The organism is Pseudooceanicola profundus (assembly GCF_054919315.1).
Genome location: NZ_CM142898.1, coordinates 938,434 through 960,338, shown reverse-complemented (window position 1 = coordinate 960,338; position 21,905 = coordinate 938,434). Strand labels below are relative to the sequence as shown.

Here is a 21,905-nt window from a genome sequence, read left to right as displayed (position 1 = left end):
TGAGAGGCCGGATATCTCCGCCTCTCGCCAGTGCTGTTTGAACCCGCATGCTTAGATGCCAATTTGTAGCGTTTGTCGCTCTGCACGTGTCGTTCCTTGTAGCCGCGGTGGAACGGCAAGCGCTTGGCTGCGCGCTGAAAACAGGCCCGCCGCGAGCCAACGGCGGACCAGATGAGCATTCGGTTTCAGACGCGGGCAAGGCGCGTGCATTCAGATCAGAACGAACTTTCCGGCATCTGGGCATGAAACGATCGAGGACCGCTACGACCGTTGCGTCATGGTTCAACGACACGAAAGGAGCCGTCTCATCAGCGGTGAAGATCTGACCGTCCTCCTTCGTGGCTCTTCGCAGCCCCAACTTGGCACATCGATGCCGTCGGGGGCGGTCACATCGCCAACGCCACTGGAAACGCCACATCATCGGTCCATCCTCCTCAGTGACGGAAAGGACAGGCGATGGACCACGATCATTCCCATGACACTGCCAGCCAGGGCCTCCTCCGCGATCCGGTCTGCGGCATGGTCGTGGACCCCGACGCGGGAAAGCCCTCGGCCGAACACGCGGGGCACAGCTATCATTTCTGCTCTGATCGGTGCCGATCGAGGTTCCTCGACGATCCGGAGGCCTATCTTACGGCGGAGGACCCTGTCTGTGGCATGGAGGTGGACCGCGCCAGCGCCGAGCACATGATCAAGCACGAGGGGGCGCAGGTCTACTTCTGCTCCGCCAAGTGCCAGTCGACGTTCGAGGCCGCCCCGGAAGACTACCTTGGCGACCGGCGGGCCGCAGAGCAGATGCCGGAGGGCACGCAATACACCTGCCCGATGCACCCGGAGATCATTCGCGACCAGCCGGGGGAGTGTCCGAAGTGCGGCATGGCACTGGAGCCGATGACGCCCTCGGCCGAGACGGGACCGAACCCGGAGTACGTGGATTTCAAGCGCCGGCTCTGGATGGCCGGCCCGCTGGCCCTGGCCGTCTTCGTTCTGGAGATGGGCAGCCACATCGGCATCCCCTTCGCGGAATGGATCGGCCACAGGGTCTTCGGCTGGCTCCAGTTCGCGTTGGCCACGCCGGTGGTCTGGCTGTGCCGCACCTTCTTCAAGCGCGGGTGGGCCTCGATCGTGAACCGCTCGCCGAACATGTGGACCCTGATCGCTCTCGGCACCGGGGCAGCCTATGCCTTCTCCATCGTTTCGCTCGTCGCGCCGGGATTGCTGCCCGCGCAGATGGCCGACGGCATGGGGATGACGCCGGTCTACTTCGAGGCGACGGCGGTGATCCTCGTGCTTGTCCTGATCGGGCAGGTGATGGAGCTGGCGGCGCGGGAACGTACCGGGGACGCCATACGGGCCCTGATCGACCTTGCGCCCAAGACGGCGCGCCGGGTGCGGGACGGCAAGGAGGAGGACGTGGAACTCGCGGTGCTCGCCGCCGGGGACATCCTCCGCGTCCGTCCGGGCGAGAGCATTCCGGTCGACGGGGTGGTGACCGAGGGGCGCTCCTCCGTCGATGAAAGCATGATCACCGGCGAGCCGGTCCCGGTCGAGAAGACCGAGGGCGAGGCGGTGACGGGCGGCACGCTCAACAAGTCCGGCAGTTTCCTGATGGAGGCACGCAGCGTGGGCGAGGAGACAACGCTCAACCGCATCGTGCAGATGGTTGCCTCGGCGCAGCGGTCGCGCGCCCCGATCCAGGCCGTGGCCGACCGGGTGGCCAGCTACTTCGTACCGGCCGTGGTGGCGGCGGCCCTGCTGGCCTTCGTGGCGTGGTGGGTCTTCGGGCCGTCGCCGGCCCTCAGCTATGCCTTCGTCGCGGCGGTTTCGGTGCTGATCATCGCCTGCCCCTGTGCACTCGGCCTCGCCACGCCGATGTCGATCATGGTGGCCTCGGGGCGCGGGGCCCGTGCCGGGGTGCTGATCCGCGACGCCGAGGCGCTGGAACGTTTCGCCAAGGTCGATGTGCTGCTCGTGGACAAGACCGGCACGCTGACCGAAGGCAAGCCGACGCTGACGGATGTCGAAACGGGCGAGATGGACGAGTCCGAGGTCCTGTCGCTGGTCGCCGCGCTGGAGCGCGGGTCGGAGCATCCGCTGGCCGAAGCTCTGGTTGCCGGGGCCGAGGCGCGCGGGGCACGGCAGGTGGAGAGCCGTGATTTCGAGGCGGTGACCGGCAAGGGCGTGACCGGCAGGGTCGACGGGCGCCGCGTCGCGCTTGGCAATGCCGCGCTGATGGCGGACCTTGCGGTCGATCCCGGCGCACTCGCGGAGCGCGCCGAGGCGCTGCAGGCCGAGGGCAAGACCGCGATGTTCGTGGTGGTGGAGGGGGCTGCCGCCGGGCTGGTGGCCGTGGCCGACCGGATCAAGGAGACGACGCCGGAGGCGATCCGCGCCCTTCACGGCCTTGGCCTGCGCATCATCATGGCCACCGGCGACGCCAGGGCGACCGCGCAGGCCGTGGCGGGCGAACTGGGCATCGACGAGGTGCATGCAGAGGTCAGTCCCGAGGACAAGAACGCCCTGGTCCGCAGGCTCAAGGACGAGGGGCTGTCAGTCGCAATGGCCGGGGACGGCGTGAACGATGCCCCGGCCCTGGCCGAGGCCGATGTGGGCATCGCCATGGGCACCGGGGCGGACGTGGCGGTGGAGAGCGCAGGCATCACGCTGGTGAAGGGCGACCTCGGCGGCATCGTCCGGGCACGTCGGCTGGCAGAGGCGACGATGCGCAACATCCGCCAGAACCTCTTCTTCGCCTTCGTCTACAACACCGCCGGCGTGCCGCTCGCGGCGGGGATCCTCTATCCTTTCCTTGGCGTCTTGCTGTCCCCCGTCGTCGCGGCTGCGGCCATGAGCCTGTCGTCGGTCTCGGTCATCGGCAACGCTCTGCGCCTGCGGGCCAAGCGGCTCTGAGCTGCGGTCGCGGGCGGACGGAGCCGAATGCAGGCGGCGTCACCCGCGGCGGGTGGCGGGCGGCTTGGGGCGAGGCCTGTCACAGGCCCCTGCCACAGGTCCCAGCCACAGGCACCAGCCACAGGCCGCCGCCGCTCTCTCTCAGCGCGGCGCGATCGCCCGATTGACCCGGCCCCCTCCGCCACGGCATAGTTTCCGCCAGAACCGGAGGTCCCTTGTCGCGCATCCTTGCCATCCTCTTGCTGATCCTCTCCACCTGGGTCCTGGTGCCCGGCGCGGCGCAGGCCCATGAGGCCGCGCCGGAGATGGCCCATGCCATGGCCTGCGACGATTGCGCCGACATGGCGGGGACCACGCAGGGCGACCACGCGAAGGACTGCCTCCATGGGGCGGGCTGCCTTGGCTACGTGCTGATCCCGCAGGAGATGTCTGTCTCGGCGTCCCGCCTTGCCGTCCGGATGGCCCGTCCGCGGACGCCGCTTGCCCTGTCGTCGGTGGCCGTCAGGCTGGACGTGCCGCCTCCGCGTGCCTGACGTCATCCCGGACCAGCCCGCGGCGCTGCCGCGACGATGACACAGAGCACGACAGCGACGTCGTGCATCAGGACAAGACCCATGAACAAGTTGATCCCGGCTGCCCTTGCAGCCGCCGCCGTTGCCATAGGCGCCGTCTACATGACCCGCCCGCCCGAAGCCCCCGAGACCCCGGTCGGGCCCGTCGAAACCGCCTCGCCCGGGCAGGGCGATCCGCTCGTCTCCATCGCCCTGCCCGAAAGCCTCAGCGCCGAGGCGGCCCTTGGACAGCGCGCCTTCGAGGCGACCTGCGCGGCCTGCCACGGCGAGAACGCGACCGGCAAGATGGGCTTTGGCCCGCCGCTGGTCCACAAGATCTACGAACCCTCGCACCACGCGGACATTGCCTTCCAGATGGCGGTACAGAACGGGGTGCGGGCGCATCACTGGCGGTTCGGGGACATGCCGCCGCAACAGGGGCTGACCCCGGCGGATGTTTCCAACGTAGTGGCCTATGTCCGCAGCCTGCAACGCGCCAACGGGATCGAGTGAGATGGGCAGGACACTGACACGCCGCGCCTTCTGCGCCGGAACCGCCGGCCTCGCCGGGCTGGCCGCCGTGCCGCTGCGCGCACAGGTGCCTTCGGCGCTGACCGCCCGCGTGGCCACGGTGCAGATCGCCCCCGCCGGCTATGCCCCGACCGAGGTCTGGGGCTATGACGGCCTGCTGCCCGGGCCCGTCCTGCGCGTGCCGCAGGGCGGGCGGCTAACCCGGCGGCTGGTCAACGCGCTGCCGGTGCTGACCTCGATCCACTGGCATGGCATCCGTATCGACAACGCCATGGACGGTGTCGCCGGGCTGACGCAGGACCCGGTCCCACCGGGCGAGAGCTTCGACTACGAGTTCACGGTGCCGGATGCCGGGACCTACTGGTATCACGCCCACACCAACTCGATGGAGCAGGTGGCGCGCGGGCTGGCGGGCGCGTTGATCGTCGAGGAGGCCACGCCGCCCGAGGTCGACCGGGACGAGGTGATCTTCCTCGATGACTGGCTGCTCAACCCCGAGGACGCGCAGTTCATCGAGCCCTTCGCCCACCCCATGAGCCTGAGCCACGCAGGCCGGACCGGCAACCTGCTGGGCGCGAACGGGACCTATGACCCGGTGATCGGCACCCGCCGGAATGAGCGGCTGCGCCTGCGGCTGATCAACGGCGCCAACGCACGGATCTTCGTGCTGCGCCTGCATGGGCTGACCGGTTGGACCGTGGCGCTCGACGGGATGCCGCTGGCGCAGCCCGAGGCGGTCGAGGGTGAACTGATCCTCGCCCCGGCGCAGCGCATCGACCTGATCGTGGATGTCACGGCCGGGGCAGGGGAGGAGGCGGGCCTTCTCCACCTTGGCGATGACGACAGCTGGCAGGTTTTCGTGCGGATGCCGGTGGAGGGCTCTGCCGCCGCCACGGCGCGCGGGGTCCCCGCCGCGCTGCCGCCCAATCCCCGCATGGAGGTGCCGGGGCTCGACACCGCGACGCGGCTGGAGATGACCATGGAGGGCGGCGCGATGGCAGGCATGGCCTCGGGCCGGTTCGAGGGGCAGGAGATGGACTTCCGTTCGCTGATGGAGCGGGGGCAATTCTGGGCCCTGTCAGGGCAGGTCGGACGGAGTGACACGCCCTTCGCCCGCCTCGGCCTTGGCGAGACGGTGCGCCTGACGCTGACCAATGCCACGGTCTTTCCCCATGCGATGCACCTGCACGGGATGCATTTTCGCGAGGTGCGGCAGGACGGAAGCCTTGGCCCGCTGCGGGACACGATCCTAAGCCTGCCCGATGTGCCGCTGGAGATCGCCTTCGTCGCGGACAATCCCGGCAAATGGTTGTTCCACTGCCACATGCTGGCCCATGCCGCTGCGGGCATGACCACCTGGATCGAGGTCTCATGACCCGCCAGATCGTTTCAACAGGAAGGAGACCAACAATGAAGACCCCTTGCGTCATGGCCATGATCCTGGCCGGCACGGCTGCGCTTTCAGGTCGCCAACGTCCGCCTCTGTCACAACCGGATGCTGTTCGCGGGGACCGATAAGGGGCCTCGATCCTCGTGACGACCCCTCTCGACTTCGGGGAATGGCCTTCGGCGATAAGCAGATGACACCTGCAGTGCCCGACCGCCTGACCCATCACTGCGACATCGTAGAAATCGGCAACGAGAGTTGGCGCTTAGAGGGGGGCTTTGGGGATGCCGATTTGGGGTAAGGATTGGCTGCCGAGTGACAGCGCGGCTGGCCAAGCGATGTTGTGTCGTATCAGCTGCAGGATAGGTGAGCTCGGGGCGACCGCCTTTGCGTTCGATCACCGTGAGTGGGTGCAAGAGAAGCCGAAATCACGGCCCTCTGTCGGTGATCGCAGCCCCGCGCTCAAAAATAAGCTATCACGCAGTGTTCTTTGCCACACGACCGAAGGGCGCTGTAGGCAGGAAGCGGCTTGCTGAAACGATGCCGGCACGGTGTGGGACCCTCAGAGGTTCAGCGTGCGCAAACACCTCGTCGCTCTGGTCGAGGGTCGCTCTCCTAGCGGATGGCGAACAGATCGCGCAGCGAGGTGGCGATGTCGAAGAGGTCCCCATCCCGGCCGGTCCGTCCTACCAGTTGGAGCCCGATCGGGCAGTGGTTCGGCCCTAGCCCCAAGGGCATGCTCAGCACGGGGACCCCGAGGAGGGAGTAGAGCGTGTTGAGTGCGCTGCTGCCCGTGCTGGCCAAGCCCAGCGGGGCCTCGCCATGGGCAGAGGGGGTGAGGATGACGTCGTAATCGCCGGCCAGCGCATCGAACTCGGCGCGCAGCATCTGCACCTGGGCCAGGGCGTCCTGATACGCTTGGGCACTCACGTTCAGGCCTGTCTGCATCCGCCCCAGGCGTAGGGCAGTGCTGAGCGCATCGTTGTGGGTCAGCCGCTCCCAGCTGAGGCCGCGCGCGAACTCATAGCCGGAGACCGTGGCGTGCAGGTCCGCTGCCGCGTCGAAGCTGCGCGGCAGGTCCAGCGTTGTCACCGTGGCGCCGGAGGCGGAGTAGCGCGCGCCGGCCTGCTGCAGCAACGCGATCATGCAAGGCTCGGGCTCTTCCGGGGCCGGGCCCTTGAAGAGAGCGACCCTCAGGCCCGTGGCGGCTACGGTGCGCAACGGGCGCAGGCTATCCCGGCACAGTGCGGCGCGGAGCAGGGGCAGATCGGGCAGCGCATGGGCCATGACTCCGACCGTGTCGAAGCTGGGCGCATTGGGCAGAACGCCAGAGTTGGAGACGTCACCGCGCGTCGGTTTGTACCCGTAGACCCCGCAATAGGACGCCGGCCGCAGGGTGGACCCGGTGGTCTGGGTCCCAAGGGCAAAGGGCACCATGCCGTCCCCAACGGCGGCTGCACTGCCCGAGGAAGACCCGCCGGGCGTGCGGTCTGGATTGAAGGGATTGCGGGTCTTGCCGGGGGAGACGTGACCCAGCTCGGTCGTGACGGTCTTGCCAAGGCAGATGGCGCCGGCTTCCTTCAGCAGGGCGACACAGCCGGCATCGCGAAAGGCGGTGACCGGGCCGTAAAGCGGTGTACCGAAACCGGTCGGCATCCCTGCGCAGTCAATGATGTCCTTTACCCCGAAGGGCACGCCGTGCAGCGGGCCGAGAGAGGCGGGCAGGGCATCCAGTTCGGCGGCGCGGGCCAGCGCACCCTCGGCATCTACATACTCCCATGCCGCGACCTCCGGTTCCCGTGCGGTGATCCGCGCGAGGCAGCTTTCGACCAGTTGCACGGCGCTGAGAGTTCCGTCGGCAATCGCACGGGCCGCCTCAGCAACTCCGATGTGCACGGGGTCTTGTGCGTCTGCTTGGGCGGTGCTGGTCATGGAATGGTCCTTGCGGGGCGTTTGCGAGCACTTGCCTGCTCTGCGGTGGGTCGGGGTGAACAGACCGCAGATTTCTCTATGTGACAACGCTTTTCGAACCGGTAACCCGCAGTTCTACATGGGAGAATCAGACTCGCCTCTTTTGCCTGCACGCTGGTCCCGTCGCGCAGGCTGGCAGATGGCCGGGAGCGTACCCTTGGCGGCCGACCCCACTGAACAGCCCCGTGCTGTTCCGTTCGGCGTCATGCATGGGCCGTGCGCCGCGATGGGAGACGCGTCGCTGAAACGGTACATTGCCGTCCAGCGCCGCAAACGCCGGGGCAGGGGGCAGAAAGGTCTCCACCCTATACTTCAAGGTGATTGTTCAGTGCTCAATTGATTATTCTTGCGTCGCTGGCGACGTTACGTCAGTCGAATGACACCAAAAGTATGCCGAAGGCATTGAAACGGTGTGTGGGTGCGCATTCGGTATACCGCGCGTATCCTCAAGAAATGGACCTCCCACATGATCAAGATCACACCCCTCGTGCTGGGGCTGACGCTCGCCGGCAGCCTGTCCGCAACCGCCGCCGACATCTCGGAGATGACCGTCGCCGCGGTGACCCAGCCGGTTCCGACCAACCCGCAGTATCTCGACGTCGATGTGCCCATCCTCAAGGACAAGCTGTCCGAACTGTCGGGCGGCAAGATCACCCTCCAGCTGTCCAGCCACGCCGAGCGCAACCTCGGTGGTGCCGAGATCGTCCGCCTAGTGCGCTCGGGGCAGGTGGAAATCGGCGCGGGCACGCTGTCGACCCTGTCCGGCGACGTGCCGATCCTCGACGGTGTCGACCTCAGCGGCATGAACCCCGACATCGACAAGGCGCATGAGATCGCCGACAAGATGATGCCGATCGCCAACGAGAAACTGGAACGCTTCGGCACCAAGTTGGTGGTCATGTACCCGTTCCCCGCGCAGGTGCTGTTCTGCCGGGACGAGTTCAAGACGCTCGAAGACCTGAAGGGCCGCAAGGTCCGCACCTTCGGCAACTCGCTGGTCGACCTGATGTCGGGCATCGGCGCACAGCCGGTCTCGATCGGCTTCCCCGAGGTCTACAGTTCGCTTGAACTGGGCGTCGTGGACTGCGCCGTGACCGGCACCGGCTCCGGCGCGGCCGCGAACTGGCCCGAGGTGTCCTCCTACATCTCGAACCTGCCGCTCAGCTGGGCCGTGGCCGGCTACATGGTCAACCTCGACTGGTGGAACGGCCTGTCGGCGGATGAACAGGCTGTCTTCCAGGAAGTGTTCGACGAGATGAACGACACCCTGTGGGACCTGGGCCTGGCGGCCACGCAGGACGGGATCGACTGCAACATCGGCAACGCGGACGCCTGCAAGATCAACAAGCTGACCGACTCCCCGATGACCGAGGTCAAGGCCACTGACGCCGACCGTGCCCTTGTCTCCAAGGTCATGGAAGAGTCGGTCCTGCCGAATTTCGTCGAGCGTTGCGGCCCCGAGTGCGGTGAGATCTACTCCGAAGTGATCGCCCCGATTTCCGGTGTCGAGCTCGCTAAATGACCGGGACCAACCTGGCACCGTCGCCCGCTTTGCGGGCGGCGACCGGCCTGAGGCGCATCGTCGACAAGATCGCCGCCTTCATGAACATCGTCGCAGGCTGGATCTTCGTGGCCTGCGCCGCCTTCATCTGTCTCGACGTGCTGGCCCGCTCGGCCTTCAATGTCTCCTCCGCCGCCACGGTCGAGCTGAGCGGCTACATGCTGGCCTGCGGCATCTCCTGGGCGCTGGCCCATACGCTGAGCGAACGCGCCCACGTGCGTGTCGACGTGCTGGTCAACAACGCGCCCATCCCGCTGCAGGCCTACCTGCATGTCTTTGCAATCGCTCTGTTGCTGGCGTTTTCCTCCTTCATGACCTGGGCGGGCTATTCTCTGGTCGCTGAGTCGCTGCTGTTCCAGGCCCATGACACCTCGGCGCTCTATACCCCCCTGGCGATTCCGCAGACGATCTGGGTCATCGGGCTCGGTGGTCTTACAGTCATGTGCGCCGCGCTGCTGATCGAAGCCCTGCTGCTGCTGTTGGCCGGGCGCCTGATCGACGTGGTCGACCTGCTGCACAACCGCACGATCGACGACGAGGCGCAGGAAGCGCTCGAGGCCGTCTCTTCCTCCTCTACCTCCGGAAAGGACGCATCATGATCGCCATCATCTTCCTCGTGGCGCTGCTGATCCTGCTGATGGTTTTTGCCCAGGGCACCGGCGTCGACCTGCCGATCTGGGAAATCGGCGGCCTGGTCGCGCTGTTCATCGTCTTCTTCGGTGCGGGCGTCCACATCGCGACGATCCTTGGTGGGGTCGCCCTGATTTCGGGCCTGGCGTTTTCCGACCGCGCCTTCTGGCTGTTCGCCGGCCAGACCTTCTGGTCGCCTTCGACGAACTTCGTGCTGGTGGCCGTGCCACTGTTCCTGCTGATGGGCGAAATCCTGTTGCGCGCGGGCTTGTCGGAACGCCTGTACCGGGCGCTGAATGCCTGGCTGAACCGCCTGCCGGGCGGCTTGCTGCACACCAACATCGCGGCCTCGGGCCTGTTCTCGGCAATCTCGGGCTCTTCCATCGCGACGGCGGCCACCATCGGGTCGGTCGCGCTGCCCTATTTCGAGAAGTCCGAGTACGACCAGAAGATGGTGCTGGGCTCGCTCGCGGGCGGTGGGGCCATCGGGATGCTGATCCCGCCGGGCATCACCTTCATCGTCTACGGGATGATCACCGAAACCTCGGTCGGCAAGCTCTATGCCGCCGCGCTGATCCCTGCCGCCGTGGTGATCGCGCTGTTTGCACTCGTGATCTACATTCACGGCAAGCGCCATCCCGTGACGATGCCCGAGCGTATCCCGCTGAAGCAGAAGCTTCGCATGTCGCTGGACCTGGTCCCGACCGTGCTGCTGATCCTGCTGGTGCTGGGCTCGATCTATGGCGGGTTCGCCACCCCGACCGAGGCCGCGGCGCTTGGCGTCGCCGGTGCGGCACTCTTTGCCGCCTTTGACCGGCGCCTGTCGCTGCGCATGGTGCACGAGGCGGCCAAGGCCACCGCGCGCAACACCGCGCTGCTGGGGCTGATCATCCTGGGCGCCTACCTGCTGAACTACATCCTGACGCTGATCAACGTGCCGCAGGCCGTGGCCGGGCTGATCTCGGACCTGCCGATCCCCGACTGGGGCATCATGCTGGCGATCATCGGAATGTACCTGGCGCTGGGGACGTTCATGGAAGGCTTCTCGATGGTCATCACCACGGTGCCGGTGATCTTTCCGGTCGTCGTGGGCCTGGGCTACGACCCGATCTGGTTCGGCGTCATGGTCACCATGCTGGTGGAAATCGCCATGATCTCGCCGCCCGACGGGACGGTCATGTACGTCCTGCAGGGCATGCGCCCGAAGCCGGGTCCGATCACGGACATCTTCAAGGGCGTCGTGCCCTTCGTCCTGGTCTACCTGGTGGCTGTCGGCGTCCTGATGGTCTTTCCGGAAATCACGCTTTGGCTGCCGTCGATGATGCAATGACGGCTGCCATCCTCCCTCATGAAAATTGACTACCCATTGGAGCTATCGTGACCAAGAATCCCCATATCCGGGTCGGCATCGACATCGGAGGCACGTTCACCGACCTGCAGTTTCTGGACGAAACGACGGGCCAGGTGTTCAGCGCCAAGACCCCGACCACCCCGGAAGATCCCTCTGTCGGGCTGATCAACGGACTGCGCATCGCGGCCGAGCGCTATGGCTTTGAACTGTCGGACATCCGCCTGCTGCTGCATGGTACCACCATCGCCACCAACGCCGTGCTGGAGCGCAAGATGGCACTTGGCGTGCTGGTGACGACCGCCGGCTTCGAGGACGTGCTGGAGATCGGCCGCCACACCCGGCCCGACATCTTCAGCGCCCGCCAGATCAAGCCAGACACGCTGATCCGCCGCGATCGCCGGTTCGGCGTCAGCGAACGGATGCGCGCCGACGGCAGCGTCGAACGCCCGCTGGACGCGGCCGATGTCGAGGCCGTGGCACAGCAGATCGAGGCCTCCGGCGCGCAGGCGATCGCGATCAGCCTGCTGAACTCCTACATCAACCCCGCGCATGAACGTGAACTGGGCGCGATGCTGGAAGCGCGCTTCCCCGGCATGCCGGTGTCGCTGTCCTGCGACGTCAGCCCCGAAATCCGTGAATTCGAGCGGACCTCGACCACCGCGCTGAACGCGTTGCTGATGCCGGTCGTGGGCGCCTACCTCGACGGTCTTGGTGCGCGGCTCAAGGCCGAGGGCGTCGGTGCCCGCCTGCTGCTGGTGCAATCCAACGGCGGCGTCTGCAGCGCCCAGATGGCCAAGAACCAGCCCGCCCGCCTGCTGCTGTCCGGTCCCTCGGGCGGGGCGCTGGCGACGCGGCAGATGGCCGGTGCGCTGGAACGTCCCAACCTGATCGGCGTGGACATGGGCGGCACGAGCTTCGACGTCTGCGTGGTCAAGGACGGGGATGTCACCGCTGTGACCCAAAGCACGATCGACGGCCTGCCGGTGCGGATGCCGATGATCGAGATCCGCACCATCGGCTCGGGCGGCGGCTCCATCGCCGCTGTCGACGATGCCGGGCGTCTGCGGGTCGGCCCCCACAGTGCCGGATCGACCCCCGGCCCCGTCTGCTATGGCCGTGGCGGCACGGAACCCACCGTGACGGACGCCAACCTTGCCATGGGGCGGCTCGATCCGCGCTATTTCCTGGGCGGCAAGATGGCGCTGGACCTTGACGGGTGCCGCGCGGCCATCGCGGACCGGCTGGGCGCGCCGCTGAACCTCAGCCTCGAAGAGGTGGCCGAGGGGATGATGAAGGTGACCAACACCTCTCTGGCCACTGCCGCGCGGCTCAGCCTGTTCGAAAAGGGGCTGGACCCGCGCGATTTCACCGTCATCTCGTTCGGCGGGGCCGGCGGCCTGCACGCCATCGAGGTGGCGGAGGAACTGGGCGTGGACGAGGTGATCTTTCCGCCCGATGCCTCGACCTTCTCGGCCTATGGCATCCTGCATTCGGACCTCGTGCACAACCTGGCCCGCAGCCGCATGATGATCTGCGGCCCCGACGTCCTGCCGGTGCTGGCCGAGATGCTGGAAGACCTGACCGCCCAGGGGGCCGCCCTGCTGGACGAGGACGGCGTGCCCGAGGACCGGCGCCGGTTCCAGTGGTCGCTCGACCTGCGGTATCGCGGGCAGGCCTCGGAACTGGTCGTGCCCTGGGACGAGGCCGCGGCCACGCCCGAGGCGCTGGAGCAGGTCATGGCCCGGTTCCACGCCGATCACCGCGAGCGGTTCTCCTACAGTGATCCCAAAGCGGCCGTCGAACTGGTGGCGCTGCGTCTTGCCGCCGTCGGTGCGCTGTCGGACGAGCTGGACATCACCCGCCCTGCGGCCGAGGCCGGCGACAGCCTGTCCGAAACCCGCCCGATGCTGATCGACGGCGCGTGGCATGACACCGCCGTGCACCGCCGCCCTGCCATCTCCGGCGCCATCACCGGCCCCGCGCTGGTCGAGGAAGAATACACCACCATCCTGCTGAGAGGGGGCTGGACGTGCGAGGCCCATGCCTCTGGCGCGCTCATTGCCACGCGCAGCGAAGGAGCCGTCGCATGACCCCAGCCTATCCCTTTGATCCCGCAACCGCCCCCGAGGTCGGTCCCGTCACGCTCGAGGTTCTGCTGAACGCCTTCACCTCGGTCGCGGCCGAAATGGACGTCACGATCTGGCGCACCAGCCGCTCGACCATCGTGCGCGAGATGCTGGACTATTCCACCGCCGTCTTCGACCTGAACGGCTACAACATCGCCCAGTCGGCCCGGATCCCCGGGCACCTGAACTCCATGAGCGCGGCCCTGCGGGTCGTGGTCGGCGAGTTCATGGATATCGACGACTGGGATGACGGCGACGTGGTGATCACCAACGATCCCTACTGCGGCGGCCAGCACATCCCCGACATCATCGCCTTCCGCCCCGTCGTGGTCGACGGCAAGCGGGTCGCGATTGTCGGCACCCTGTGCCACCACCTGGACATGGGCGGCATGGCCGCGGGCAGCTACGCCGCCACCGCGACCGAGGTCTTCCAGGAGGGGCTGCGCATTCCGCCTCTCAAGCTGCTGCGCAAGGGGCAGATGAACGAAGATGTCCTGGCGATGATGAAGCAGAACGTCCGCCGTCCCGACATGCTGATGGGCGATCTGCAGGCACAGCTTGCTTCGCTCCACGTCGGGGAAGTGGGCATGCAGGGCCTCGTGAAGCGCTTTGGCGCCGATACCATCGTGGTGGCCAGTCAGCAGCTGCTGGACGGCTCGGAAAAGGCGATGCGCGCCATGATCGGCCGGATTCCCGACGGGCACTACAGCTTCGAGGATTTCCTGGACGATGACGGCATCCTGCCCGATCCGATCCGCATCCACACTGCCATCGAGGTCAAGGGCGACGAGATGATCGTCGACCTGTCGGGCTGCGGCAAGCAGGCCCAGGGGCCGGTCAACGCCACGCCTGCCTCCTCGGTCTCGGCCGTCTACTACGCGGTCATGGCGATTTCCGACAAACCCTTTGCGGCCAATGCCGGCTGCTACCGCCCGATCAAGGTGATCGTGCCCGAGGGCCTGATCGTGAACCCGCGCCACCCGGCCCCGGTCGCGAACCGCGTCGCCGTGGGGCACCGGCTGGCCACCAACGTTTTCGCGGCGCTGCACCAGGCGGTGCCGGGTCGGGCGCCGGCGGCCTACTACGGCGTGTCCTACGTCTGTTCGTTCCAGACCATCGGGGACGAGGGCGAGCGCGGCGTGCTGGTGGAGATCGAAGTCGGCGGCACCGGTGCCTACGAGGATCAGGACGGCCTGTCCGCCTGGGCCTTCGGGATGCACAACAACGCCTCGATCCCGATCGAGATGATCGAGGCCGACGTGCCGCTGACCATCACCGGCTATGGCCTGGTCGATGGCTCGGGCGGCGCGGGCAAGCATCGCGGTGGCCTGGGGCTGTTCCGCCAGTGGCGGATCGACAGCGCCGAGGCCGTGTTCACCGCCAACCTGGAGCGGTTCAAGTACCAGCCCTATGGCCTGGAAGGTGGCGAGCCGGGCCGCGCCGGGCGGCTCTACCTGATCCGCAACGGTGAAACGACGGCGCTGGGGTCCAAGGTGAACAACCTGCCCCTGAAGCGCGGTGACGAGATCCGGCTGGAAACCTCGGGCGGGGGCGGTTACGGCGCACCTGCCGAGCGGACGGAAGCGGACCTCGAATTGGATCGCCTCTGCCACTACGCCTGACGGCTTTCAGTTCAAACATGCGCGACACGACCGGGTCACACTCGGTCGTGTCGAGGTTTCCAACCTTGCCCTCCAGAACAATCTCATGAGTGTGGCCCGCTCCGGTCGCGGCGCGTCACGCTGGTGTCGGTCGCGGCCACGAAGGCGCTGCGTGCCTCTTTCACCGGGCTCGTGCAGTCCATTGCGGATTCGACCTTCTCCAAAGCGGCCTGGCGCGCATCGTCCAAGACGGGCCATTTGCGGCGCAGCCAGTGACGCGCCTTTTCGATCGTGCTGAAGTGTTCGGCGACGCCATCATGCGCAGGGGAGAGGGTGATGGGGGGCATTGTATTTCTACCATTCATTTGTCCTTGTGCAGGTCACGCGATATCGGTGCAGCCTGCCCGGTATGGCAGCCCGCAGCGCTCATCGAAGAAGGAGGAGCTCGCTTGTTCGGCGCGACGATGGTCGCGCCTTGTCCCGCTTCGGGGACGCTGTCGGCTCCGCATATCCGGGACCGACCTTGACCCGCTGCTCCGGACGCCGGAGGCAGAAAAGTCAAAACGCTCAGCTTGCCGTCTCGTCCGGTTTGAGCTTGGCGGTCGGCGTCGCGGTCGGCGCGGCCGTTTCCGTTTGCTTCCTCATCATGCCAAACTTGCTTTTGTAGGGACGTTTCTTCGCAGGCGTGCTCAGGAATTCCGTGAGATCGAGCTGCTTCTTCTGCGGGGAATAACCCATCGCCGTCTCCTTGTGGGGTCAAGGATACGATGGGCCGCACGACGTTCGGTCGACGAGCGGGCGGTCGAAGAGGGGGGTGGTCGAAGAAGGGCGTGCCGGCGGGCACGCGGGAGGCGGCGATGTGGGGGCGACGATCAGTCGTCGTCGCCCTTGTCGCGTTGCTCGCGGGCGGCTCTCAGGCGTGCCGTCTTTTCAGACCGGGCCAGAGCCTCGTCGTCCAGCAAGCGCTTGGCGCTTGCCGTCGTCTTGTCGAGCGCAGTCATCGGCTGAGCAGATTTTTCCGCCGGAGTGGAAGCAGTGGGGGACAGGAGTCGCCCACCGTTTCCCTCTTGGGCTGGAATACCTTTAAGCAGGTCTTCCAACTTCTCCGTCAAGCGAGTGCCAGGTTGGTCGCGGATTCGCGACCGTCCCGACTGGTTTCGCTGTCGAAGGTGACAGCCTGACCATCTTCGATGCGGCTGATCCCGGCGCGTTCGACGGCAGAGATGTGCAGGAAGATGTCCTTGCTGCCGCTTTCAGGCTGGATGAAGCCGTAGCCTTTGGTTGCGTTGAACCATTTCACGGTGCCATTGGCCATGTCCGTGGTCTCCTTGATAAACGCTGCCCGCAGGATTGCGGCAGCCCGGCAAAGTCGATCCAAGCCGATCAACCGAAACCAGACCACTGGCGGCGGAATAACGAAGAGAAGAAACGTAAGCTCGACACAGATGGGGGTCAGCGAGTTCTTTTGCAAGAACCAATTCATATCCCCCGGGTCGGTGTCACGTCGATCCGGCGCTGACAAGTCGGACGGCGGAGTGGGGCTGTTCGCACGTTCTGTCGTTTTTTGACGCCATACGGGGGCCAGCGCCAAGGCGAGCCAAAGACTGCGATCTGCCATGGGATCGCAATACAGAAATCGCCGGTAGCCGGGCATTAGAGCGGTCTGCGCAGGGTTTCCCCTGCGGGCCTCGACCCGCGCATGCCTGTGATCACGCCGCTCATCCTCCGCCCCCCGAGCACCGGGGCAGGGACCGGGGCCGCGACCGAGACCTGCGGCTCCACATAGTTGGCCTGGTTGCGGGCCCCTCAGGCAGCGCCCATGTCTTCAGCCCTTCATGTCCATCTGATCAAGCGTTTTGCGCAGATCACTGGACGCTCTTTCAGGGCTATCCTGCCGCATGGGCCAGAAGCAGGCTGGTTTCCGAATTTACCACACCGGGAACCTCTCGAACTTCACGCAAGATACGGTCGAAGCGCACGAGGCTATCCGTTCGAATGTCAACGACAAGGTCCCAGGCACCGTTGGTGGACCAGACCGTCGTGACGCCCGGTATCTTCGATAGTGCACGGATGACCTGCCTCGACATGCGGCCCTGCAGTTCAACCATCGTGATTGCACGAATTTCGCCTTCGACATCAACGTCGGTCTCGATCGTAAAGCGCCGAATGCGTCCAGACCGACGCAGGGCGTCGAGCCGGGTCTTGACGGTTGTCCGTGAGAGGCCGGTGACTTTTGCCAGCTCTGTCACCGTCAGCCTGGCATCGTCCTTGAGTGCTGCGAGCAACGCGCCGTCACTCGGCAACAATCTGTCGTCGCCGGGGTGGTCTGAAGATGCTGATGTGGCCATATTGCTCACCTTGATGTTCATACTGATCAGAAGTAGTACCAAAGTTATCATATTAACAGTCAAATAAGCCATCTCCATTCGTCATCTTCTGGCAGGCATAGTGGAAGACAAGGATGATCCGATGACGAAAAGCTGTACCCTTCTTGGTGCCCCGATCGAAACGGGTGCCTCGCAGCGTGGTGGCATCATGGGGCCAGACAGCCTGCGGACAGCAGGCCTTGGTGAACAGATCGCAAGCCTCGGATGGCAGGTCTCGGATCTTGGCGATGTGTCCGTTCCAGCACAGGCTCCGCTGGACCACGCGAACCCGGCTCTGCGTCATCTGGCGGAAACCCGTGCATGGATCTCTGCGCTGACCGACGCGGCGCTGCAGGCTGGAAAGCAAGCGGATGTGCCGGTGTTCCTCGGCGGTGACCATTCCATGGCGGCCGCGACACTTCCGGCGATGGCGCAGCGGGCTGCGGAGGCGGATCGCCCGCTCTTCGTGCTCTGGCTGGACGCGCATCCCGATCTGCACACGCTGCAGACAACAACCAGCGGCAACCTGCATGGCACCCCCATGGCCTATGCCCTGGGTATGCCCGGCTGTGACGCCTATCCGGCCTGCGCACACCCGCTGTCGGCGTCGAATGTCTGCATGATGGGTATCCGCTCAGTCGACGGCCCCGAACAGGAGGTCATCTCCCGGTTGGACATCGAAGTGCACGACATGCGGGCCATCGACGAGACAGGCGTGCTTGCGCCGCTCCGCGCGTTTCTGACGCGTGTCGCCGAAGCTGGTGGCATGCTGCATGTCTCGTTCGATGTGGACTTCCTCGATCCGGCCATTGCGCCGGCAGTCGGCACGACCGTGCCCGGCGGAGCGACCTTCCGCGAAGCGCATCTCATCATGGAAACGCTCTGCGACAGCGGCCTCGTGACCTCGCTCGATCTGGTCGAGCTCAACCCGTTCCTTGATGAGCGCGGGCGCACTGCGAATTTGCTGTGCGACCTTACCGCAAGCCTCTTCGGCCGCCGCGTCCTGGATCGTCAAACAAGGAGCTTTGGATAATGTCGACCGCCCCTTCGCAACTGGCCTATGTGCCGTTCGTCTCCGTCGAAAACATGATGCGGCTTGTGCATCACGTCGGCATCGAAACCTTCCTGACCGAGCTTGCCGGCTACATCGAGGATGATTTCAAACGCTGGCCGGAATTCGACAAGACGCCGCGCGTGGCGGCGCATGTCCCAGATGGCGTGATCGAGCTGATGCCGACAGCGGACAATGCACTCTACGGGTTCAAGTACGTCAACGGGCACCCCAAGAATACCAGAACCGGTCACCAGACCGTGACGGCCTTTGGCGTCCTCGCCGACGTCGACAACGGCTATCCCGTCTTGTTGACCGAGATGACGGTTCTGACCGCGCTGCGCACGGCGGCGACTTCGGCGCTGGTCGGGCGCTATCTCGCGCCGAAGGGGGCGCAGGTAATGGCCATGATCGGCAACGGCGCGCAGTGCGAGTTTCAGGCCATGGCTTTCCGCGCGATCTGTGGCATCAACAGCCTGCGGCTTTACGATATTGACGCGAAGGCCACCGAAAAGGCCGCGCGCAACTTGACGGCACAGGGCTTCGAGGTGGTTTCGTGCAAGAGTGGCGAAGAGGCCGTGACCGGTGCGCAGATCATCACAACCTGCACCGCCGACAAGCAATATGCGACGATCCTGACCGACAACATGGTTGGCAGCGGGCAGCATATCAACGCCATCGGTGGCGACTGTCCCGGCAAGACGGAACTGCACCGCGATATCCTGCTCCGGTCCGACATTTTCGTTGAATACCCCGAACAGACCCGGATCGAGGGCGAGATCCAGTCGCTGGATGCTGATCATCCGGTGACGGAACTGTGGCAGGTCATGCGCGGTGAGGTGGATGGGCGTCGCGATGACAAACAGTTGACGCTCTTTGACAGTGTCGGTTTCGCGACCGAGGATTTTTCGGCGTTGCGTTACGTCCGCGAGAAGATCAAGGGCACGGAGTTTGCTGTCGAGTTGGACATGCTGGCCGATCCGGACGATCCACGCGATTTGTTCGGAATGCTTGTCCGGTCCGCGCAATGAGGCAGCAGCCTCTCGCGCCCATGGCGACACCGACACCGACATCGACACCGACATCGGCGCCGGCGAGCGCCGGCGCGTCTTTGACGCCGTCTCCCACCATCATGACTGGTCCGGGCTTGCGTCCGCGCCTCCCCAGAAGAACCCTGCCGTCTCGTGTCAGGTCAGCGCGTATCCGGTCATCGGCGGCAAGAGCGTTTGAACAATGTGCCGTGGCCGCGACCGAGTGTGCCAGCTCCGGCGCGCCTCTTTGCGCCACCAAGTGCTCGGGAGTTTCGTCGGTCTCAGGAGAAAGCGGTTGATGACGCCGAGAGCGGTCCACTCTCGTGCAATTTGTTCGAAGGCAGATGGCTTTCGAACAGCTCTGTCTTGCCTATGATCGGGACCGGTTCGTCAGGAACTTTAATCCGAACGCTCTATTGCTTGCGGATATACGGAAGGCATTTCGTTCCTGCCTCGTAGTCCCGATTTGTACCAGACCTTGCAGCACAGGCCCCTGACAACCACGCCGGTTTTGCGTTTTCAAAGGGCTGTAGGAGGGTGGGGTGAGAGGCTGGACAACGACCCAAGCGGGGCTCGTTACGGCTGCTTCCTTCCGGACCTGACCGGGTTGGCGAGGTGCCTGCCCGCGCCAACCTCTCAAGCGGCCATATAGGAAAGACGGGCGCGCAATGCAACCCGTCCCATCCACTGTTCGAAAATATCCTCGGGGGGTGCGGGGGGCAGACAGCCCCCGCCCTCGATCCGGAGCGCAGGGCTCAGAGCGTGATGCGGAACCGCGCGAAACCGTCGGGGCCCTCGCCCGCCGGTTCGATCTGCACGCCCTTCACGTCGGCGGCATATTGCGTCGCCTTGGGGCCGGTGTCGAAGAGAACGGTCGTGCCGGCCATCGGCGCGAAGGTCCAGTTGGCATCGGCGGAGGGCTCGATGGTGCCCTGTTCCACGATGTAGCGCACGATCACGTCGCGGTTGGTGTCCGGGCCCTCGAAGATGATCGTGTCGCCCATGGCGCCGGGGAAGCTGCCGCCGCCGGAGGCGCGGTAATTGTTGGTGGCCACGACGAATTCCATGTCGTCGGTCACCGGCTGGCCCTCGTAGGTCAGGTTCACGATCCGCGTGGCCTCCGCATCGGCCAGCTCGCCCTTGGCGGTGAAGCGCGAGGGCTGGCTCAGGTCGATCTGGTAGCTGACCCCGTCCATCACGTCGAAGTTGTAGCTCGGGAACGCGGTGTTCAGCAGCAGTTGGTCCGCCTCTCCGGGGGTGATCTGGTTGAACATCCCGGCGGACCGCTCCAGCCAGCCCTTGAGCTGCGCGCCGGTGATCTTCACCGCGCGGATCGTGTTGGGATAGAGGTAGAGATCGGACACGTTCTTGATCGCCACGTCGCCTACTGGAACGTCGGTGTAATAGTCCGGGCCGCCGCGGCCACCGGCCTTGAAGGGCGCCGCAGCCGAGAGCAGGGGCAGGTCGGCGTATTTCGTGCCGGCCAGCATCTGCTTGATGTACCAGGTCTGCGCGATCGAGACGATCTGCACCGAGGGATCGTCGGCTACGAGGGCGAAGTAGGAGTAGAGCGGGGCCGAGGTCTTGCCCACGGCGCGGCGCACATAGGCCAGGGTTTCCTCGTGCTGCTGCCGGACGGAGCTTTCGACCGTGTCAACGCTTTCCACCAGCGGGGTGATCGAGCGGTCCTCGTTGCGCTTGTAGATCGGCCGGGTGGCGACCTCGTGCATCAGCACGCGCCAGCCGCCGCCGTCGCGTTCCAGCATCAGGTCGATCACGCCGAGGTGCGAGCCCCAGAAGCCGCCCATGGTGGCGGGCTTGCCGTGGATCTCGCCTTTGGTGGCGTCCACGGCGGCAAAGCCATCATAGGTGGGCGACGGGAAGACGAGGTGCGAGTGGCCGGTGAGCAGCGCGTCGATTCCCTCGACCTCCGCCAGCGGGACGGAGGCGTTCTCCATCCCCTCGGTGTGATCGGCTGACCCGATGCCGGAGTGGCTGAGCGCGATGATGATGTCGGCGCCTTCCTCTTTCATCTGGGGCACGTAGGCGCGGGCGGTCTCGACGATATCGCGGGTCTTCACGTTGCCTTCGAGGTGCTTGCGGTCCCAGTTCATGATCTGCGGTGGCACGAAGCCGATCAGGCCGACGCGGATCGGATGCTCCACGCCCGAGCCGTCGGTGACCATCCGGTCGAGGATCACGTAGGGCTTCATCAGGGGTTTGTCGCCGGTCGGGTTGGCGGCCATCTCCTTGACCACGTTGGCCGAGATGACGGGGAAGTTGGCGCCCGCGACCGACTTCATCAGGAAGTCGAGCCCGTAGTTGAACTCGTGGTTGCCCAGCGTCGAGGCATCGAAGCCGAGGGTGTTCATGGCGGCGATCACCGGGTGGAGGTCGCCCTCCTTCATCCCGCGCTCATAGGCGATGTAGTCCCCCAGCGGGTTGCCCTGCAGGAAGTCGCCGTTGTCCAGCAGCATGGAGTTGGTCGCCTCGGCGCGGATGTCAGCCACATGGGCCGCGGTGCGCGCCAGGCCCACGGTATCGTCGGGCCGGTCAGCGTAATAATTGTACGGGAAGACATGCACGTGCAGGTCCGTCGTCTCCATGATGCGGAGATGGGCCTGGTTCACGGCCGCCCGGGCCGAGAAGGGGTGCAGGCTGAGCAAGGATGCGCCCGCCATGGTCTGTGCCAGAAAACTCCGGCGCGAAAGGACTTTGCTTCTAAACGTGGTCATCGCCTGCTCCTTGATTCCTCTGCTGGAATACTAGACACCAGCATGACGCAGGTTTGACGGACAGGTCAAAAAACAACGTTGGGATCAAGGCGACGTGACGACA

The 21,905-nt window shown here is 65.6% G+C and carries 19 protein-coding genes and 1 other RNA gene; 12 read left to right on the top strand and 8 right to left on the bottom strand.

Annotation, left to right across the window (positions count from 1 at the left end; all coding sequences use genetic code 11):
- Window positions 1-456: 456 nt before the first annotated feature.
- The 5 genes from ACX9MO_RS04420 to ACX9MO_RS04400 all read left to right on the top strand — a co-directional run bounded on the left by ACX9MO_RS04420 (window position 457) and on the right by ACX9MO_RS04400 (window position 5,680).
- Complete coding sequence (locus ACX9MO_RS04420; protein WP_462213660.1) at window positions 457-2,910, top strand: heavy metal translocating P-type ATPase; 2,454 nt, start codon at window positions 457-459, stop codon at window positions 2,908-2,910.
- Window positions 2,911-3,125: 215 nt separating this feature from the next.
- Window positions 3,126-3,443 (top strand): hypothetical protein, encoded by a 318-nt coding sequence (locus ACX9MO_RS04415; protein ID WP_462213659.1) that lies wholly within the window; start codon window positions 3,126-3,128, stop codon window positions 3,441-3,443.
- Window positions 3,444-3,524: 81 nt separating this feature from the next.
- The gene (locus ACX9MO_RS04410) at window positions 3,525-3,974 is read left to right on the top strand and encodes a c-type cytochrome (RefSeq protein ID WP_462213658.1); all 450 of its coding nucleotides are present in this window, start codon (window positions 3,525-3,527) and stop codon (window positions 3,972-3,974) included.
- 1 nt (window position 3,975) lies between these two features.
- Window positions 3,976-5,367, top strand: a complete 1,392-nt coding sequence (locus ACX9MO_RS04405) for a multicopper oxidase family protein (RefSeq protein WP_462213657.1) — start codon at window positions 3,976-3,978, stop codon at window positions 5,365-5,367.
- A 184-nt stretch (window positions 5,368-5,551) separates the two neighbouring features.
- A complete protein-coding gene (locus ACX9MO_RS04400; RefSeq protein ID WP_462213656.1) occupies window positions 5,552-5,680 on the top strand; it encodes an ATP-binding protein in 129 nt (42 codons plus the stop codon).
- A 314-nt stretch (window positions 5,681-5,994) separates the two neighbouring features.
- On the opposite strand, the gene ACX9MO_RS04395 is transcribed toward ACX9MO_RS04400, so the two are convergent.
- Complete coding sequence (locus ACX9MO_RS04395; protein WP_462213655.1) at window positions 5,995-7,275, bottom strand: amidase; 1,281 nt, start codon at window positions 7,273-7,275, stop codon at window positions 5,995-5,997.
- 541 nt (window positions 7,276-7,816) lie between these two features.
- Here ACX9MO_RS04395 and ACX9MO_RS04390 point away from each other — a divergent pair.
- The 5 genes from ACX9MO_RS04390 to ACX9MO_RS04370 are packed head-to-tail and all read left to right on the top strand — an operon-like array spanning window position 7,817 to window position 14,640.
- Window positions 7,817-8,872, top strand: coding sequence for a TRAP transporter substrate-binding protein (locus ACX9MO_RS04390; protein WP_462213654.1), 1,056 nt, complete (start codon window positions 7,817-7,819; stop codon window positions 8,870-8,872).
- Entirely contained in the window at window positions 8,869-9,510 is a 642-nt protein-coding gene (locus tag ACX9MO_RS04385) for a TRAP transporter small permease subunit (protein ID WP_462213653.1), read from the top strand. Before ACX9MO_RS04390 ends, ACX9MO_RS04385 begins: the two co-directional genes overlap by 4 nt.
- Complete coding sequence (locus ACX9MO_RS04380; protein WP_462213652.1) at window positions 9,507-10,871, top strand: TRAP transporter large permease; 1,365 nt, start codon at window positions 9,507-9,509, stop codon at window positions 10,869-10,871. Before ACX9MO_RS04385 ends, ACX9MO_RS04380 begins: the two co-directional genes overlap by 4 nt.
- A 47-nt stretch (window positions 10,872-10,918) precedes the next feature.
- On the top strand, window positions 10,919-12,982 hold the full coding sequence (locus ACX9MO_RS04375; RefSeq protein WP_462213651.1) for a hydantoinase/oxoprolinase family protein: 2,064 nt from the start codon (window positions 10,919-10,921) through the stop codon (window positions 12,980-12,982).
- A complete protein-coding gene (locus ACX9MO_RS04370) occupies window positions 12,979-14,640 on the top strand; it encodes a hydantoinase B/oxoprolinase family protein (RefSeq protein WP_462213650.1) in 1,662 nt (553 codons plus the stop codon). The genes ACX9MO_RS04375 and ACX9MO_RS04370 overlap by 4 nt, the downstream gene beginning before the upstream one ends.
- 83 nt (window positions 14,641-14,723) lie before the next feature.
- Here ACX9MO_RS04370 and ACX9MO_RS04365 read toward each other — a convergent pair whose 3' ends face one another.
- The 5 genes from ACX9MO_RS04365 to ACX9MO_RS04345 form a co-directional block, all read right to left on the bottom strand.
- A complete protein-coding gene (locus ACX9MO_RS04365) occupies window positions 14,724-14,966 on the bottom strand; it encodes a DUF982 domain-containing protein (RefSeq protein ID WP_462213649.1) in 243 nt (80 codons plus the stop codon).
- A gap of 220 nt (window positions 14,967-15,186) precedes the next feature.
- On the bottom strand, window positions 15,187-15,357 hold the full coding sequence (locus ACX9MO_RS04360; protein WP_462213648.1) for a hypothetical protein: 171 nt from the start codon (window positions 15,355-15,357) through the stop codon (window positions 15,187-15,189).
- Between the two features lie 134 nt (window positions 15,358-15,491).
- Window positions 15,492-15,719: a hypothetical protein gene (locus ACX9MO_RS04355; RefSeq protein WP_462213647.1), complete on the bottom strand. Its 228-nt coding sequence runs from the start codon at window positions 15,717-15,719 to the stop codon at window positions 15,492-15,494.
- Between the two features lie 8 nt (window positions 15,720-15,727).
- On the bottom strand, window positions 15,728-15,934 hold the full coding sequence (locus tag ACX9MO_RS04350; protein ID WP_462214421.1) for a cold-shock protein: 207 nt from the start codon (window positions 15,932-15,934) through the stop codon (window positions 15,728-15,730).
- Window positions 15,935-16,505: 571 nt separating this feature from the next.
- A complete protein-coding gene (locus ACX9MO_RS04345; RefSeq protein ID WP_462213646.1) occupies window positions 16,506-17,045 on the bottom strand; it encodes an Lrp/AsnC family transcriptional regulator in 540 nt (179 codons plus the stop codon).
- Between the two features lie 43 nt (window positions 17,046-17,088).
- Between ACX9MO_RS04345 and rocF the strand changes: the two genes are divergently transcribed.
- Both rocF and ACX9MO_RS04335 read left to right on the top strand, forming a co-directional pair.
- Window positions 17,089-18,018, top strand: a complete 930-nt coding sequence (rocF, locus tag ACX9MO_RS04340; protein ID WP_462214420.1) for an arginase — start codon at window positions 17,089-17,091, stop codon at window positions 18,016-18,018.
- Window positions 18,018-19,067 carry an ornithine cyclodeaminase gene (locus ACX9MO_RS04335; protein ID WP_462213645.1) on the top strand — a complete coding sequence of 350 codons (1,050 nt, stop codon included), beginning with the start codon at window positions 18,018-18,020 and terminating at the stop codon, window positions 19,065-19,067. The genes rocF and ACX9MO_RS04335 overlap by 1 nt, the downstream gene beginning before the upstream one ends.
- A 541-nt stretch (window positions 19,068-19,608) precedes the next feature.
- Here the strand turns inward: ACX9MO_RS04335 and ffs are convergent.
- Window positions 19,609-19,705: signal recognition particle sRNA small type (ffs, locus tag ACX9MO_RS04330), an RNA gene on the bottom strand.
- Window positions 19,706-19,822: 117 nt separating this feature from the next.
- Window positions 19,823-21,748: a bifunctional 2',3'-cyclic-nucleotide 2'-phosphodiesterase/3'-nucleotidase gene (locus ACX9MO_RS04325; RefSeq protein WP_462213644.1), complete on the bottom strand. Its 1,926-nt coding sequence runs from the start codon at window positions 21,746-21,748 to the stop codon at window positions 19,823-19,825.
- Between the last annotated feature and the right edge of the window lie 157 nt (window positions 21,749-21,905).

What these genes read in the sequence shown, in the direction of transcription:
- ACX9MO_RS04420 (WP_462213660.1), top strand. Translation starts at nt 457, where the DNA reads ATGGACCACGATCATTCCCATGACACTGCCAGCCAGGGCCTCCTCCGC.
- ACX9MO_RS04410 (WP_462213658.1), top strand. Translation starts at nt 3,525, where the DNA reads ATGAACAAGTTGATCCCGGCTGCCCTTGCAGCCGCCGCCGTTGCCATA.
- ACX9MO_RS04405 (WP_462213657.1), top strand. Translation starts at nt 3,976, where the DNA reads ATGGGCAGGACACTGACACGCCGCGCCTTCTGCGCCGGAACCGCCGGC.
- ACX9MO_RS04400 (WP_462213656.1), top strand. Translation starts at nt 5,552, where the DNA reads ATGGCCTTCGGCGATAAGCAGATGACACCTGCAGTGCCCGACCGCCTG.
- ACX9MO_RS04390 (WP_462213654.1), top strand. Translation starts at nt 7,817, where the DNA reads ATGATCAAGATCACACCCCTCGTGCTGGGGCTGACGCTCGCCGGCAGC.
- ACX9MO_RS04385 (WP_462213653.1), top strand. Translation starts at nt 8,869, where the DNA reads ATGACCGGGACCAACCTGGCACCGTCGCCCGCTTTGCGGGCGGCGACC.
- ACX9MO_RS04380 (WP_462213652.1), top strand. Translation starts at nt 9,507, where the DNA reads ATGATCGCCATCATCTTCCTCGTGGCGCTGCTGATCCTGCTGATGGTT.
- ACX9MO_RS04370 (WP_462213650.1), top strand. Translation starts at nt 12,979, where the DNA reads ATGACCCCAGCCTATCCCTTTGATCCCGCAACCGCCCCCGAGGTCGGT.
- ACX9MO_RS04365 (WP_462213649.1), bottom strand. Translation starts at nt 14,966, where the DNA reads ATGCCCCCCATCACCCTCTCCCCTGCGCATGATGGCGTCGCCGAACAC.
- ACX9MO_RS04360 (WP_462213648.1), bottom strand. Translation starts at nt 15,357, where the DNA reads ATGGGTTATTCCCCGCAGAAGAAGCAGCTCGATCTCACGGAATTCCTG.
- ACX9MO_RS04350 (WP_462214421.1), bottom strand. Translation starts at nt 15,934, where the DNA reads ATGGCCAATGGCACCGTGAAATGGTTCAACGCAACCAAAGGCTACGGC.
- ACX9MO_RS04345 (WP_462213646.1), bottom strand. Translation starts at nt 17,045, where the DNA reads ATGGAGATGGCTTATTTGACTGTTAATATGATAACTTTGGTACTACTT.
- rocF (WP_462214420.1), top strand. Translation starts at nt 17,089, where the DNA reads ATGACGAAAAGCTGTACCCTTCTTGGTGCCCCGATCGAAACGGGTGCC.
- ACX9MO_RS04335 (WP_462213645.1), top strand. Translation starts at nt 18,018, where the DNA reads ATGTCGACCGCCCCTTCGCAACTGGCCTATGTGCCGTTCGTCTCCGTC.
- ACX9MO_RS04325 (WP_462213644.1), bottom strand. Translation starts at nt 21,748, where the DNA reads ATGGCGGGCGCATCCTTGCTCAGCCTGCACCCCTTCTCGGCCCGGGCG.